Annotated in this window: 12 protein-coding genes and 2 pseudogenes; 7 read left to right on the forward strand and 7 right to left on the reverse strand. The window is 60.7% G+C overall.

Annotated features, from left to right (window positions below):
• Positions 1-39 precede the first annotated feature (39 nt).
• The 3 genes from nirD to HNQ83_RS23930 all read right to left on the reverse strand — a co-directional run bounded on the left by nirD (position 40) and on the right by HNQ83_RS23930 (position 3,725).
• Positions 40-414 (reverse strand): nitrite reductase small subunit NirD, encoded by a 375-nt coding sequence (gene nirD / locus HNQ83_RS23920; RefSeq protein WP_175391224.1) that lies wholly within the window; start codon positions 412-414, stop codon positions 40-42.
• A complete protein-coding gene (nirB, locus tag HNQ83_RS23925) occupies positions 414-2,975 on the reverse strand; it encodes a nitrite reductase large subunit NirB (RefSeq protein ID WP_175391225.1) in 2,562 nt (853 codons plus the stop codon). Before nirB ends, nirD begins: the two co-directional genes overlap by 1 nt.
• Positions 2,976-3,524: 549 nt before the next feature.
• Positions 3,525-3,725, reverse strand: a complete 201-nt coding sequence (locus HNQ83_RS23930) for a YbdD/YjiX family protein (protein WP_175391226.1) — start codon at positions 3,723-3,725, stop codon at positions 3,525-3,527.
• 242 nt (positions 3,726-3,967) lie between these two features.
• On the opposite strand from HNQ83_RS23930, the gene HNQ83_RS23935 reads away from it, so the two are divergent.
• The 3 genes from HNQ83_RS23935 to msrA are packed head-to-tail and all read left to right on the forward strand — an operon-like array spanning position 3,968 to position 5,635.
• Positions 3,968-4,573, forward strand: a complete 606-nt coding sequence (locus HNQ83_RS23935; RefSeq protein ID WP_175391227.1) for an SCO family protein — start codon at positions 3,968-3,970, stop codon at positions 4,571-4,573.
• Positions 4,573-5,076 carry a copper chaperone PCu(A)C gene (locus HNQ83_RS23940; protein WP_175391228.1) on the forward strand — a complete coding sequence of 168 codons (504 nt, stop codon included), beginning with the start codon at positions 4,573-4,575 and terminating at the stop codon, positions 5,074-5,076. Before HNQ83_RS23935 ends, HNQ83_RS23940 begins: the two co-directional genes overlap by 1 nt.
• 52 nt (positions 5,077-5,128) lie before the next feature.
• Entirely contained in the window at positions 5,129-5,635 is a 507-nt protein-coding gene (gene msrA, locus HNQ83_RS23945) for a peptide-methionine (S)-S-oxide reductase MsrA (RefSeq protein ID WP_175391229.1), read from the forward strand.
• A gap of 129 nt (positions 5,636-5,764) precedes the next feature.
• On the opposite strand, the gene HNQ83_RS23950 is transcribed toward msrA, so the two are convergent.
• Positions 5,765-6,169, reverse strand: a complete 405-nt coding sequence (locus tag HNQ83_RS23950; RefSeq protein WP_175391230.1) for a DUF1801 domain-containing protein — start codon at positions 6,167-6,169, stop codon at positions 5,765-5,767.
• Positions 6,150-6,746 (reverse strand): annotated as a pseudogene (locus HNQ83_RS23955) (hypothetical protein). Before HNQ83_RS23955 ends, HNQ83_RS23950 begins: the two are co-directional and overlap by 20 nt.
• Positions 6,747-6,947: 201 nt before the next feature.
• On the opposite strand from HNQ83_RS23955, the gene HNQ83_RS23960 reads away from it, so the two are divergent.
• The 4 genes and pseudogenes from HNQ83_RS23960 (at position 6,948) to HNQ83_RS23975 (ending at position 8,723) form a co-directional block, all read left to right on the forward strand.
• A complete protein-coding gene (locus HNQ83_RS23960; RefSeq protein ID WP_175391231.1) occupies positions 6,948-7,532 on the forward strand; it encodes a hypothetical protein in 585 nt (194 codons plus the stop codon).
• Between the two features lie 109 nt (positions 7,533-7,641).
• A pseudogene (locus HNQ83_RS23965) lies at positions 7,642-7,761 on the forward strand (DUF2238 domain-containing protein); the annotation flags it as partial.
• Between the two features lie 76 nt (positions 7,762-7,837).
• Positions 7,838-7,996 carry a hypothetical protein gene (locus HNQ83_RS23970; RefSeq protein ID WP_175391232.1) on the forward strand — a complete coding sequence of 53 codons (159 nt, stop codon included), beginning with the start codon at positions 7,838-7,840 and terminating at the stop codon, positions 7,994-7,996.
• A gap of 250 nt (positions 7,997-8,246) precedes the next feature.
• The gene (locus HNQ83_RS23975) at positions 8,247-8,723 is read left to right on the forward strand and encodes a hemerythrin domain-containing protein (protein ID WP_175391233.1); all 477 of its coding nucleotides are present in this window, start codon (positions 8,247-8,249) and stop codon (positions 8,721-8,723) included.
• Between the two features lie 102 nt (positions 8,724-8,825).
• On the opposite strand, the gene HNQ83_RS23980 is transcribed toward HNQ83_RS23975, so the two are convergent.
• Complete coding sequence (locus HNQ83_RS23980) at positions 8,826-9,698, reverse strand: mechanosensitive ion channel family protein (protein WP_175391234.1); 873 nt, start codon at positions 9,696-9,698, stop codon at positions 8,826-8,828.
• A 335-nt stretch (positions 9,699-10,033) separates the two neighbouring features.
• Positions 10,034-12,031, reverse strand: coding sequence for a U32 family peptidase (locus tag HNQ83_RS23985; RefSeq protein WP_175391235.1), 1,998 nt, complete (start codon positions 12,029-12,031; stop codon positions 10,034-10,036).
• Positions 12,032-12,295 lie beyond the last annotated feature (264 nt).

Consider the following 12,295-nt stretch of genomic DNA (forward strand, 5'->3'; position numbering starts at 1 on the left):
CCTTCGCGAGCAGGCTCGCTCCCACAGGGGGTGGGGTGATCAGACCACGCCGACCTCCACCCTGCCCTCGTTCAACCGCACCGGCCAGACCCGCAAACGCTGCTGCGGGTACTCCAGGCAAGTGCCGTCTTCCAGGCGAAAGTGCTGCTTGTAGATAGGCGACGCCACCACCAGATCACCCTTGATGCTGCCCACCAGACCACGACCGATGACATTGGCCCCCGATTGCGGATCGTGGTTGTCGATGGCGTAGAGGTTTTTGCCCTCCATGCCCGGCAGGTAGAACAGCGCCACTTGCGCGCCGTCCAGCCACACCACCACGCCCGAATCGTTCACCAGGTCCTGCTGGCTGCACACCGATTGCCAGTTGGCAGACACAGTGTTTTCAACGCGTTGAGTATTGGACTGAGTCATCAGACGCTCTCCTCGGTGACAGGGATCAGGTTGAGTTCGCTGGCCATGATCGGCCGACGTTGACCGCGTTCCTGGACGAAGTGGATGTCCGGGTCCGGCCGTTTATCGTTGACGAAGGTGCGGAAGCGCTTGAGTTTTTCCGGGTCCTTGAGGGCGTTGGCCCACTCGCATTCGTAGCGATTGACCACCAGCTGCATTTGCGACTCCAGTTCGGCGCCAAGGCCCAGGCTGTCGTGGATGATTACGTCCTTGAGGTAGTCCAGGCCGCCCTCCAGGCTTTCGCGCCACACCGAAGTGCGCTGCAGTTTGTCGGCGGTACGGATGTAGAACATCAGGAAGCGGTCGATGTAGCGGATCAGGGTCGCATCATCCAGATCGGTGGCGAACAGCTCGGCGTGACGCGGACGCATGCCGCCGTTGCCGGCGATGTACAGGTTCCAGCCCTTTTCAGTCGCGATCACCCCCACGTCCTTGCTTTGCGCCTCGGCGCATTCACGGGTGCAACCGGACACCGCGAACTTGAGCTTGTGCGGCGAACGCAGGCCTTTGTAGCGATCCTCGATCGTCAGGGCCATCTGCACGCTGTCCTGCACGCCGTAACGGCACCAGGTGCTGCCGACGCAGGACTTCACCGTACGGGTCGACTTGCCGTAGGCGTGGCCGGTTTCGAAACCGGCTTCAATCAATTCACCCCAGATGTCCGGCAATTGATGCAATTGCGCGCCGAACAGGTCGATGCGCTGGCCGCCGGTAATCTTGGTGTAGAGGTCGTATTTCTTCGCGACGACGCCGATGGCGATCAGCTTATCCGCAGTGATCTCGCCACCGGGAATGCGCGGCACCACCGAGTAGGTGCCGTTTTTCTGCATGTTGGCCATGAAGGTGTCGTTGGTGTCCTGCAACGGCACCAGCGACGGGTCCATGATCGGCTGGTTCCAGCACGACGCCAGGATCGAGCCCACGGCCGGCTTGCACACATCGCAACCGGTGTGACCACGGCCGTGCTTGGCAAGCAGTTCTTCGAAGGTGATCACCCCTTCCACCCGTACCAGCGCATACAGTTCCTGACGGGTGTAGGCGAAGTGCTCGCACAGGCTCTTGTCGACGCTGACGCCACGGGCAATCAACTCGTGTTCGAAGACTTGCTTGAGCAGCCCGGCGCAACCGCCGCAACCGGTGCAGGCCTTGGTCTGCGACTTGAGCAGGCCGAGGTCGGTGCAGCCGCCGTCAATGGCCGAGCAGATGGCGCCCTTGGTGACGTTATGGCACGAGCAGACCGTGGCCGTTTCCGGCAAGGCGCCAGGGCCAAGGGTCGGCGCGCCTTCAGAGGACGGCAGAATCAAAGCGGCCGGTTCGGATGGCAAGGCAATCGCGTTCTGCATGTATTGCAGCAGCGTGTCGTAATAGCTGTTGTCGCCGATCAGCACCGCGCCGAGCACCTGCTTGCCGCTGGCGTCCACCACCAGACGCCGATAGCTGGCGGTGGTCTCGTCGATAAACTGATAACTGCGGGCGCCGGGCGTGTTGGCGTGGGCATCGCCGATGGAACCGACATCGACCCCCAGTAACTTGAGTTTGGTCGACATGTCGGCGCCCTGGAACGGCTCAGCGACGTCGTCACACAGCCGCGCGGCAACGCTGCGAGCCATCTGGTAACCCGGGGCGACCAGACCGAACAGGCTGCCGTTCCAGGCCGCGCATTCGCCGATGGCGTAGATGTTCGGGTCGCAACTCAGGCAGGTGTCGTCGATCACGACGCCACCGCGCGGGCCGATTTCCAGTGCACATTGACGGGCCAGCGCATCCTGGGCGCGGATACCGGCGGAGAACACCACCAGATCGGTTTCCAGGAACTCGTCGTTGGCGAAATTCATGCGGTAGCGATAGTCCTCGCCCGCGCTGATCGATTGGGTGGCGCGGGACAAATGCACACCGACGCCCAAGCGTTCGATCTGCGCCTTGAGCGCCAGGCCACCCAGGTCATCCAGTTGCACCGGCATCAGCCGTGGCGCGAATTCCACCACATGGGCTTCAAGCCCCAGACTCTTGAGCGCATTGGCGGCTTCCAATCCGAGCAGGCCACCGCCGACCACCACACCGCGCCGCGCATTGGCCGCCGCCGCACGAATGGCATCGAGGTCTTCCAGCGTGCGATAGACCAGACGCGAATCACCCTCGGCGCCTTCAATCGGCGGCACGAACGGATAAGAACCGGTTGCCAGGACCAGCTTGTCGTAATGCACGCCCCCCTGTGCGGTGATCACCTGACGCTGTTCGCGGTCGATTTCCAGCACCGGCACACCCAGGTGCAACGTGACGCCGGGCGTCTGGTACAGCGAGGCATCGCTCAGCGCCAGGGATTCGGCATCGCGACCGGAAAAATACTCGGACAGATGCACACGGTCATAAGCACGCATCGGCTCTTCGCTAAAAACATGCAGACGATAGCGGTCAAGGGCCCCGCCCTCGATCAACTGCTCGACACAATGGTGTCCGACCATGCCATTGCCGATCACGATCAGCGTTTGCAGTTTGTTCAACGTGGCTACATTGGAATTCATAAACGACACCTGCCCAAAAGCCCATCACGGTTCAAAAAGCAAAAAAAAACGCCTGAAACCTTGCGGTTCCAGGCGTCTTTGCCTGTTCTTTTGCGGTGTTGAAACCAGACGGCCATGCCTGATCCACCGATATTGCCCACGACCTGTGCGGTTGATCGATCGTCGTTGACCGAGTGGGCTGCCCATCTATGTAGAGGGGCTTGAGGGGATCATTGCAGGGTTTGTGCCAGTCGAAGACCGGGGATGGGAAAATGTCACGGGGACGGCGGTTCAGGCGGGTTTCAAGGCGAATCGTATTCAACTGGCCGGACGTGGCCGACGGGAAGATCGGTCGGCAAACCGCTACGCGCTGGTGCACGCTATCAGGCTTTGCGCTTTATAAAAGTGCATGTAGTGGTCAAAGGACCACTCTGGGGAGCGAGCTTTTGTGGCGAGGGGATTTATCCCCGTTGGGTTGTGAAGTCGCCCGAAAAGTGGGACTGCTGCGCAGTCCAACGGGGATAAATCCCCTCGCCACAAAAATCCCCTCGCCACAGGGTTCGCGGTGTTTCAGCAGCACCGCGTATTGCACTTGCCCCGGCCAAACCGTGCTTCCTGGCGCTCACGGAAAAACGCCTCATAAGTCATGACTGGCTCACCCGGGGATTTGGCAGCCATGAGCGCCACATAGTTGTCGTAATCGGGAACGCCCACCATCGACTGCGCGCTTTGGCGGAAGAACCGGGCGACCTGCTTCAGTTTACGGAACATGGCAATGCTCTCTGTGGGGGATTGGACGCCCCCATGGAACCGCGCTGATGTATCTGCAATGTGTCCGCGCGCGGGCCATTTGTATCTTCGTGTAGTCAAGGCCCCGCGACGTTTTGGCGCAGGCCGGCGGGCGATCGATTAAGCGCCAACGGGCAACAGTTTGTTAACATCCACGCGCTTTTTTTCGTCTGATCCGTCAGGCACTGTGTTTTTTCTGTCGCTACACAGGAAGCTTTATTTCCATGAGTACGTTGTATTCCCGTCGCACGGTCCTGCAAGGCATGAGCCTGCTGGGCCTTGGCTTGCTCGCCGGCTGCGATGACAGCAGCAAGCTGTCGTTCAAGTACGGCAAGGATCTGAGCGACAAGATCATGGGGCGCTCCTTCAAGCTCAAGGACGCCCAGGGCGAAACCCGGATGCTGGGCAGCTACCAGGGCCTGATGCCGATGATCTTCTTCGGTTTCACCCAATGCCCGGCCGTCTGCCCGACGACCCTGGCCCGCGCGGCCCAGGCGAAAAAACTGATGGGTCGCGATGGCGAGCGTCTGCAAGTGATCTTCATCACCCTGGACCCCGAGCGCGATACGCCCGAAATGCTCGACAAATACGTCAAGGCCTTCGATCCGACATTCGAGGCGCTGTCCGGCACCCTGGAAGAAACCGCCGCCACCGCCAAGGAGTTCGGCGTATTCTTCGAGAAAGTTCCGAGCGGCGACACCTACACGCTTTCCCATACCGCGACCAGCTACGTGTTCGACTCCCGGGGCAACCTGCGCCTGGGCCTGTCCGCGTCCCTTACCGCTCAAGAGTGCGCAGAAGACCTGCTCACCGTCATGGAGGTCTGCTGATGACTTCGTTGTGCACAACCCGTATCAAACAGCTTGTACTGGGAATGTCCCTGATCGGCATGGCTTGGCAAGTGTCCGCGCAAACCGAGGTCAATGACGCCTGGGTCCGCGCCACCGTGGCCGGCCAGCACTCGACCGGCGCCTTCATGACCCTGCAGGCCGACACGGACAGCAAGCTGCTCAGCGTGCAATCGCCCGTCGCGAAAACCGTGCAAATCCACCAGATGAGCATGAAAGACGATGTGATGCGCATGGGCCAGGTCGAGTCCGTCGCATTGCCGGCCGGCAAACCGGTGAGCCTGGATCCAAACGGCTACCACGTCATGCTGATAGACCTGACGGCCCAGGTGGCAGAAGGCAGTAAAGTGCCCCTGACCCTGACCGTGGAAAACGCCAAGGGCGAAAAAGAGACGATCAAGGTCGAGGCTGAAGCGCGTTCGCTCGGTGCGATGGATCACGGCAAGATGGACCATAGCAAGATGGATCACAGCAAAATGCAATGAGGGTCTGACGGCCTCGCTCAACGAGGCCGCTCACTGATGGGAGGTGCGTAACATGACGACCAACACCGAAACCGCCATCCTCGCCGGTGGCTGCTTCTGGGGCATGCAGGATCTGCTGCGACGCTACCCGGGGGTGCTTGCCACGCGGGTCGGTTATTCGGGCGGCGATGTAGCCAATGCGACCTACCGCAACCATGACACCCACGCCGAGGCGATTGAAATCGTCTTCGACCCGGACCAGATCAGCTATCGCCAGATTCTCGAGTTTTTCTTCCAGATCCACGACCCGACCACCAAAAACCGCCAGGGCAATGACCTGGGCACCAGCTATCGTTCGGCAATCTATTTTCTGAGCGATGAACAGAAGCTGATCGCTGAAGACACCGTGGCCGACGTCGAGGCCTCGGGCCTCTGGCCTGGCAAGGTCGTCACCGAGATCGAGCCCGCCGGGCCATTCTGGGAAGCGGAGCCTGAGCACCAGGACTACCTGGAGCACTACCCCAACGGCTACACCTGCCACTTCATCCGGCCGAACTGGACGCTGCCGAAACGCGGTTGATGGTTTGCCCCCTTGTAGGAGCGAGCTTGCTCGCGATGGACATCAACGATGACGCGGGGCTTCTGAATGCCCGCGCCGTTCTCAGGTTTATCGCGAGCAAGCTCGCTCCTACAGGGGTACGTCGTCCGGTCATTTGCGTTTGGCGGCATTGAGCGCCACGGCGGCGCGAATCAATGCCTTCAGGGCCGCTTCATCAATGGTGTCGCCTTCATGCAGATCGATGGCGCGCCGGGTGTTGCCTTCAAGGCTCGAGTTGAACAGCCCTGAAGGATCGTCCAGCGCGGCGCCCCTGGCGAAGGTCATCTTCACCGCGTTCTTGTAGGTCTCGCCAGTGCAGATAATCCCGCCGTGCGACCATACCGGCACGCCCCGCCACTTCACTTCCTCGACCACCTCGGGGTCGGCCTGCTTGACCAGCGCCCGGACCCGCGCCAGCGTCTGGCCGCGCCAATCGTTCAACTCGCGGATTTTCGCGTCGATCAGGTCGGAGGCAGAGCCCGTCTCTTCCTGTGAGTCAGTGATTTCCTTTTTCATGATTGCTGTTGTCCTCGTCGCCTGACGATTGTGTTGAGGGCAGGTAACCGCGCTGGACCCAGACCCGGCGATCAATGGCCTGGCGCAGACGCTCGCGGTGGTCGGACCAGATCTGCGGGTCGACCGAGGTCGTCGAGCGCATCAATTCGAGCATGGCCGCATGGGCCGCGTGATATTCAGCCTAGGCGTCGCTGGCCCTGATTTTCAGGCGCTCGCTGTCAGTCATCTCCATCCGCCGCAGGGCCAGTACCGCTTCGTCGGTGATCAACGGGCTCAACGTCAGTTGTGCCCGGTGAGGCGCCACGAACGGCTCAGTCTCCAGAACGAGTTCCCGGGCCCGCCGTGCTCCCCATTTCAATGCCGCCGCAAGCGGTTCACGGAAACTGCGATCCGAAAAGGCTTCGAACATGGCACCACCACTGGCGTCGTAGATCCCGATAAAAACCTGGGTCATTCCCTCCAGCGTGATGCGCGCCTGCACTTCGATCTGCCGGCCGTCGTTCAGCACATCCTCATAGGTTTTGATGGGTAAGCGTTTGTTGAGCCATAGCCAGAACGGTGCGCCTCTGCGTCGCATTCATCACCCTCCCCGGTTCAATCTCCGAGTAAGGCACAGGAAAACGCTGTGCGCCATGTCATCGGTCGTTGAAAAAAGGACGCGCATGATCTGTGCACTTTCGTCCGTCAAGTTGCCATTGACCATCTAGACTTCACTCATGGCGCGACCAGGCACTCGCCCGTCCTATCAGAAGGCCAATAAAAACAAGGACATTCAACCTTGAACATTTCAACGCTTTGCCTCTTGGGAGGCTTGTTGGTTTCGGCCGGTGCGAGCGCCAACGGGGTTATTCCCGTCCTTGAACTGGACTTCACAAGGTCGGCTACCGAAACCCTGAAAAAACACGGTATCAGCGACGCTTGTATCATCTCCGCCGCCACCCCCAGCGCGTTCACCTATTGCCGGGAGGGTTCGGCAACGCTCTGGAAATATCAGACGCTGGACATGGACCCACAGGCGTCACCCCTCCAGGGCACACGGCCCGCTTCGATGGCCGGCGGACGGATCAGCGTCGCCGAAGTCGACAGCCCTGCCTGCGCCGAAGACACGCCCCGCCCCTTGGTCAACCCGGTGATTACCCGCGCAGTCGCCCTGGGCCTGATCATCCTGTTTGTGTTCATCGGCTTGCGCTACACCTATCGGGCAACCAAGGACGGACTCTATGCCCGCCCCCTGGTTTCCGGCACGCATATGCATCGGTCGGCTGGCTCGATGCACACAAGCCGCCATACGACGAAAGCCCTGACCGCCTTTGCCATCGCCGCTGGCGTAGCCTTCTTTTATTTCGGTTACACCGCGCTTTAGACATGCCGGTCGATCATGAACGGACCGTTGCTAAACCGGCCTCGCCTGCCCAGGCAGCGGTCATGCTGGCCATGGCCATCGCTCTCGTGATCGCGTCCGGTACGATCAAGCCGAAGCCTTCGTGGCCACCCAGAAGGATATCTGGGACGCGCAGAAGGACATGGCCCTGGCGTTTCTCGGGGCGCTCATTTGCCTGGCCCTGCATGCCGTCCTGAGGTTCAGGCGCTGATCGAGCGCCTCGGCAAAAAATCTCGAACTCGCCCCTCGGTGGTTTATCCAATGGTTACACATTGGAGATAAACGCCATGAACAACGATCAACGTGAACAGCCTGCCGCTTCAACCGATGACGACCACCCAGATGAACCACTGCCCTCCTCCCCGGCGCCATCCGATGAGCCGGAGGTGGACGAGTTTCAGCGCAAAGTCGATGAGATCGAACGCAAGGTGGCGGATGGCAACTGAGCGGGACTCCAAATGTGGGAGCGAGCCTGCTCGCGAAGGCGTCGGGTCATTCAAACATGATGTTGACTGTGCTGCCGTCTTCGCGAGCAGGCTCGCTCCCACACTCCAAAAGCCGTCTTAACCGCTCGTCCGCTGCGCCGCACTTTTTTTCTGGGCGCGTCTTCCAATGCCGTACATCCATCGCAACGGTGGAAAACCGCCAGCCGGAGCCTGCCGGCCCGACATTTCTCGTGACATTGGAGGCAAGACAATGAACGCCATCGACATCCTCAAGGCCGACCACGAACGCGTGAAAGCCATCCTCACTCAACTGGAAGACTCCACCGAGCGGGCGGTCAAAAAACGCACCGAGCTGCTTGGAAAGCTGGAGATGGAAATCATGATCCACACCAGGCTCGAAGAAGAGATTCTCTACCCGGCTTATAAAAAAGCAGGCGGTAAGGAGCAGGAAAAAATGTATTACGAGGCCAAGGAAGAACACCGCACGGTCGATTCGCTGGTGATGCCTGATCTCAAGACCACGGATCCCGCCAGTGTCGAATTTTCCGGACGCGCAAAAGTGGTCAAGGAACTGCTTGAACATCACATTGAAGAAGAGGAAACCCAGATGTTTCCTGAAGCCAGAAAGCTTCTGGGTAAAACGGAACTGGAGGCCTTGGGCAAGCAGATGGAGGCAATGAAAACGTCCTGCAAAAAGGAACTCAACGGTGGGAACATCGCGGCGTGAGTCGTTCAGTTCCCTGGAAAACGAAGCCCGCTGTTTCCACGCGGGCTTCTTTATTACTGGATGGAGGACGTCGCAAACCGCCCAGGCTGGCGACTGTTCAGATCACTCCCTCACCACCCCACCGGGCAGCGGGGCACCCTGCTGGAAAATCACCGTCTGCGCCGGCATCGGCGCCGGGAAACCGGCTTCGCCCAGGGCATCCTTGATGATGCGGTTGGTGTCGAAATACACCTGCCAGTAGTGTTCGTTGTGGCAATACGGACGCACCGCCAGCACTGGACCGACCAGGTTGAACTCCAGGATTTCCACATCGACCGCCGGCGTTTCGAGCACATTGGGTACCGCGGCGATTTTTTCTTTCAGCAAGGCAGCGGCGGCCTTCCAGTCTGCGGCGCCGGACAGTTGCGCCTTGAGCTCGACACGGCGGAACGGGTTGTGGGTGAAGTTCTGGATGTTGTCGCTGAAAATCTTGTTGTTGCCCACCAGGGTCAGGACGTTGTCCGGGGTATTGATCGCGGTGGCGAACAAGCCGATCTCGGTCACGGTGCCGACGACCCCGCCTGCCGAGATGAAATCACCGACCTTGAAGGGTCTCAGCACAATGATGAAGGCGCCGGCCGCCAGGTTGGCCAGCAACCCGGACCAGGCCATGCCGATCGCCAGGCCGACCGCGGCGAGCAGTGCCGCGAAGGTGGTGGTCTGCATCCCCAGGTAACCGAGGATGGCAATCACCAGGATGATGTTCAGGGTCACGGTGATGGCCGAGCCGACATAGCGCAGCACGGTCGGGTCGACCTGCTGCTTGCCCAGGGCTTTCTGCACCATGCCGACGGCAAAGCCGATCAGCCAGCGCCCGACGATCCAGAAGGCGATGGCGCTCAGAACCTTGACCGCGAAGGCCACACCGTAGGCCTGTATCACGGCCATGACCGCGTTGAACTTCTCGGTGGTTACATTAACGATGGTCTCGTCCATGGCAGAAGCTCGCAAATGAGGGTAGACCTCAAGACGCTAGCACAGCCGGCGCGGGCTGCCAGTGCGGGGGCGAGATTGCTTCTGCAGGGGAATACCTATTGTGGGAGCGAGCCTGCTCGCGAAGGCGGCCGGTCAGTCAACTGAAGTGTTGAATGTTCCGCCCTCTTCGCGGGCAAGCCCGCTCCCACAGGTATCCAAGGTGCTCACAGCAGGTGTGTGTGCCACAAAACCATGTGGGAGCTGGCTTGCCGGCGATGGCGACAGGTCAGTCAACGAGAATGTTGAATCTGCTGCCGTCGTCGCTAGCAAGCTTTGCTCCTACAGAGTCTGCGGACTCAGTGCGGAGCGCGCGGAATGGTCTTGAGCAGGTCGTCCGGGCTGATGTAGCCAACGACCGGCTGAACGCTGCCCGGCTGCGGCAAATCAAGGATGTGGCCCTTCATCTTGCCGATCACGTGCATCTCGCAGGGTTTGCAGTCGAACTTCAGCGTCAGCACTTCATCGCCGTGAATCAGCTGCATCGGCGCCACTTTGGTGCGCACGCCGGTGACGCCCTTGGCTTGTTTCGGGCACAGGTTGAAGGAGAAACGCAGGCAGTGCTTGGTGATCATCACCGGCACTTCGCCCGGTTCCTCGTGCGCCTCGTAGGCCGCGTCGATCAGCTTGACCCCGTGACGGTGGTAGAAATCCCGGGCCTTCTGGTTATAGACGTTGGCCAGGAACGACAGGTGCGATTCCGGGTACACCGGCGGCGGATTGGTTTCGGCCTTGCGACCACCCCGTGGGTGCGCCTTGATGCGTGCCGCGGTCAGCGCTTCGATCACTTCCCGGCGCAGCGACTTGAGCTGCGAGTTGGGAATGAAGAATGCCTGGGGTGCATCGAGCTTGATGTCGGTGGCGTGGTATTCAGTGGTGCCCAACTGACCCAGCAGGTCACGCAATTGCTCCAGTGCCTGCTCCGGCTTGTTGGCCAGACCGAACGGGCCGTCCAGAGCGACACTGGCGCTAACGCCCTCCTCACTGGTGACCGTCAGTTGCAGACGCTGCTCGTCCAGGCGTGCAACCCAGGCCACGCCGATGCGGCGTTCGGCAGAAGTCTTTTGCAGGGCTTGCTGCCAGTTATGGTCCAGGTTGCGATTCAGAGGATGATTCGGGCGCAGTTGGTGCAGCCCCTTCGGCATCTCGTTAGGCTCGACGCGGTAGCGATAGCGCTTTTCGCCGTCCTCTTCAAACTCGCCTTTCGGTTCGGCGATATTGGTTCGCCAGCCCACGACCTCGCGCTTGACCAGCACATTGAGGCCATCGCCGTTGGACAGCGGCTCCTGGGTAACCACGATCAGGTCACGCTTGCCGACTTTTTCCACCACGCCCACCGGCAGACCGGTGAAGGTCGGCGAATCGAAGGCGCCGATGTCGATCTTGCGTTCGCTGACGAAGTAGTCGGTACTGCCACGGTGGAAGGTCTTGTCCGGGTCGGGCACAAAGAAGTGCGCCGTGCGGCCACTGGAAGCACGGGCCAGGTCCGGGCGATCTTCGAGGACCTCGTCCAGGCGCTGACGGTAGTAGGCCGTGATGTTCTTCACATAGCCCATGTCCTTGTAGCGCCCTTCGATCTTGAACGAACGCACGCCGGCTTCAACCAGGGCGCGGATGTTGGCGCTCTGGTTGTTGTCCTTCATCGACAGCAGGTGCTTCTCGTAGGCGATCACCCCGCCCTTTTCGTCCTTGAGGGTGTACGGCAGACGGCAGGCCTGGGAGCAGTCGCCACGGTTGGCACTGCGCCCGGTCTGCGCGTGGGAAATGTTGCACTGACCGGAGAACGCCACGCACAGCGCGCCATGGATGAAAAACTCGATCGCCGCGTCGGTCTCGTCGGCGATGGCGCGGATTTCCTGCAGGTTCAGCTCGCGGGCCAGCACCAGTTGCGAGAAACCGGCCTGATCAAGGAATTTCGCCCGCGCCAGGGTACGGATGTCGGTCTGGGTGCTGGCGTGCAGCTCGATCGGCGGGATGTCCAGTTCCATCACGCCCAGGTCCTGGACGATCAGCGCATCGACCCCGGCATCGTACAGCTCGTGGATCAGCTTGCGGGCCGGCTCCAGTTCGTTGTCGTGCAGGATGGTGTTGATGGTGGTGAACACCCGGGCGTGGTAGCGATGGGCGAATTCCACCAGACCGGCGATATCGCTCACTTCGTTGCAGGCGTTGTGGCGCGCGCCGAAGCTCGGGCCGCCGAGGTACACGGCGTCAGCGCCATGCAGGATAGCCTCGCGGGCGATGGCGACGTCGCGGGCGGGGCTGAGCAATTCCAGGTGATGCTTGGGCAAGGACATAGTTTTTTTTAGTCAGGCTGTCACGGTCGAGGTGCGCATTGTAGCGGCGAAATGCCTGACGGGCATCCGTGTGCTGCCGGGTGGCAGCGTGATTGGCCAAATCCTTGTGGGAACGAGCCAGGATGTCCAGAGCGACAGATAGCCACTGTGGGAGCGAGCCTGCTCGCGAAGGCGGTGGGTCAGTCGCCATTTATGGTGGATGAGCTGGCCTCTTCGCGAGCAGGCTCGCTCCCTCGGGGGGATGGGTATGCACCCGGATTTCAT

The sequence above is a fragment of the Pseudomonas sp. C2B4 genome (assembly GCF_013359695.1).
In the GTDB taxonomy this organism is placed as follows: Bacteria; Pseudomonadota; Gammaproteobacteria; order Pseudomonadales; family Pseudomonadaceae; genus Aquipseudomonas.

Excerpts from the sequence above, each read along its gene's own strand:
- nirD (WP_175391224.1), bottom strand. The coding sequence starts at position 414 with ATGACTCAGTCCAATACTCAACGCGTTGAAAACACTGTGTCTGCCAAC.
- nirB (WP_175391225.1), bottom strand. The coding sequence starts at position 2,975 with ATGAATTCCAATGTAGCCACGTTGAACAAACTGCAAACGCTGATCGTG.
- HNQ83_RS23930 (WP_175391226.1), bottom strand. The coding sequence starts at position 3,725 with ATGTTCCGTAAACTGAAGCAGGTCGCCCGGTTCTTCCGCCAAAGCGCG.
- HNQ83_RS23935 (WP_175391227.1), top strand. The coding sequence starts at position 3,968 with ATGAGTACGTTGTATTCCCGTCGCACGGTCCTGCAAGGCATGAGCCTG.
- HNQ83_RS23940 (WP_175391228.1), top strand. The coding sequence starts at position 4,573 with ATGACTTCGTTGTGCACAACCCGTATCAAACAGCTTGTACTGGGAATG.
- msrA (WP_175391229.1), top strand. The coding sequence starts at position 5,129 with ATGACGACCAACACCGAAACCGCCATCCTCGCCGGTGGCTGCTTCTGG.
- HNQ83_RS23950 (WP_175391230.1), bottom strand. The coding sequence starts at position 6,169 with ATGAAAAAGGAAATCACTGACTCACAGGAAGAGACGGGCTCTGCCTCC.
- HNQ83_RS23970 (WP_175391232.1), top strand. The coding sequence starts at position 7,838 with ATGAACAACGATCAACGTGAACAGCCTGCCGCTTCAACCGATGACGAC.
- HNQ83_RS23975 (WP_175391233.1), top strand. The coding sequence starts at position 8,247 with ATGAACGCCATCGACATCCTCAAGGCCGACCACGAACGCGTGAAAGCC.
- HNQ83_RS23980 (WP_175391234.1), bottom strand. The coding sequence starts at position 9,698 with ATGGACGAGACCATCGTTAATGTAACCACCGAGAAGTTCAACGCGGTC.
- HNQ83_RS23985 (WP_175391235.1), bottom strand. The coding sequence starts at position 12,031 with ATGTCCTTGCCCAAGCATCACCTGGAATTGCTCAGCCCCGCCCGCGAC.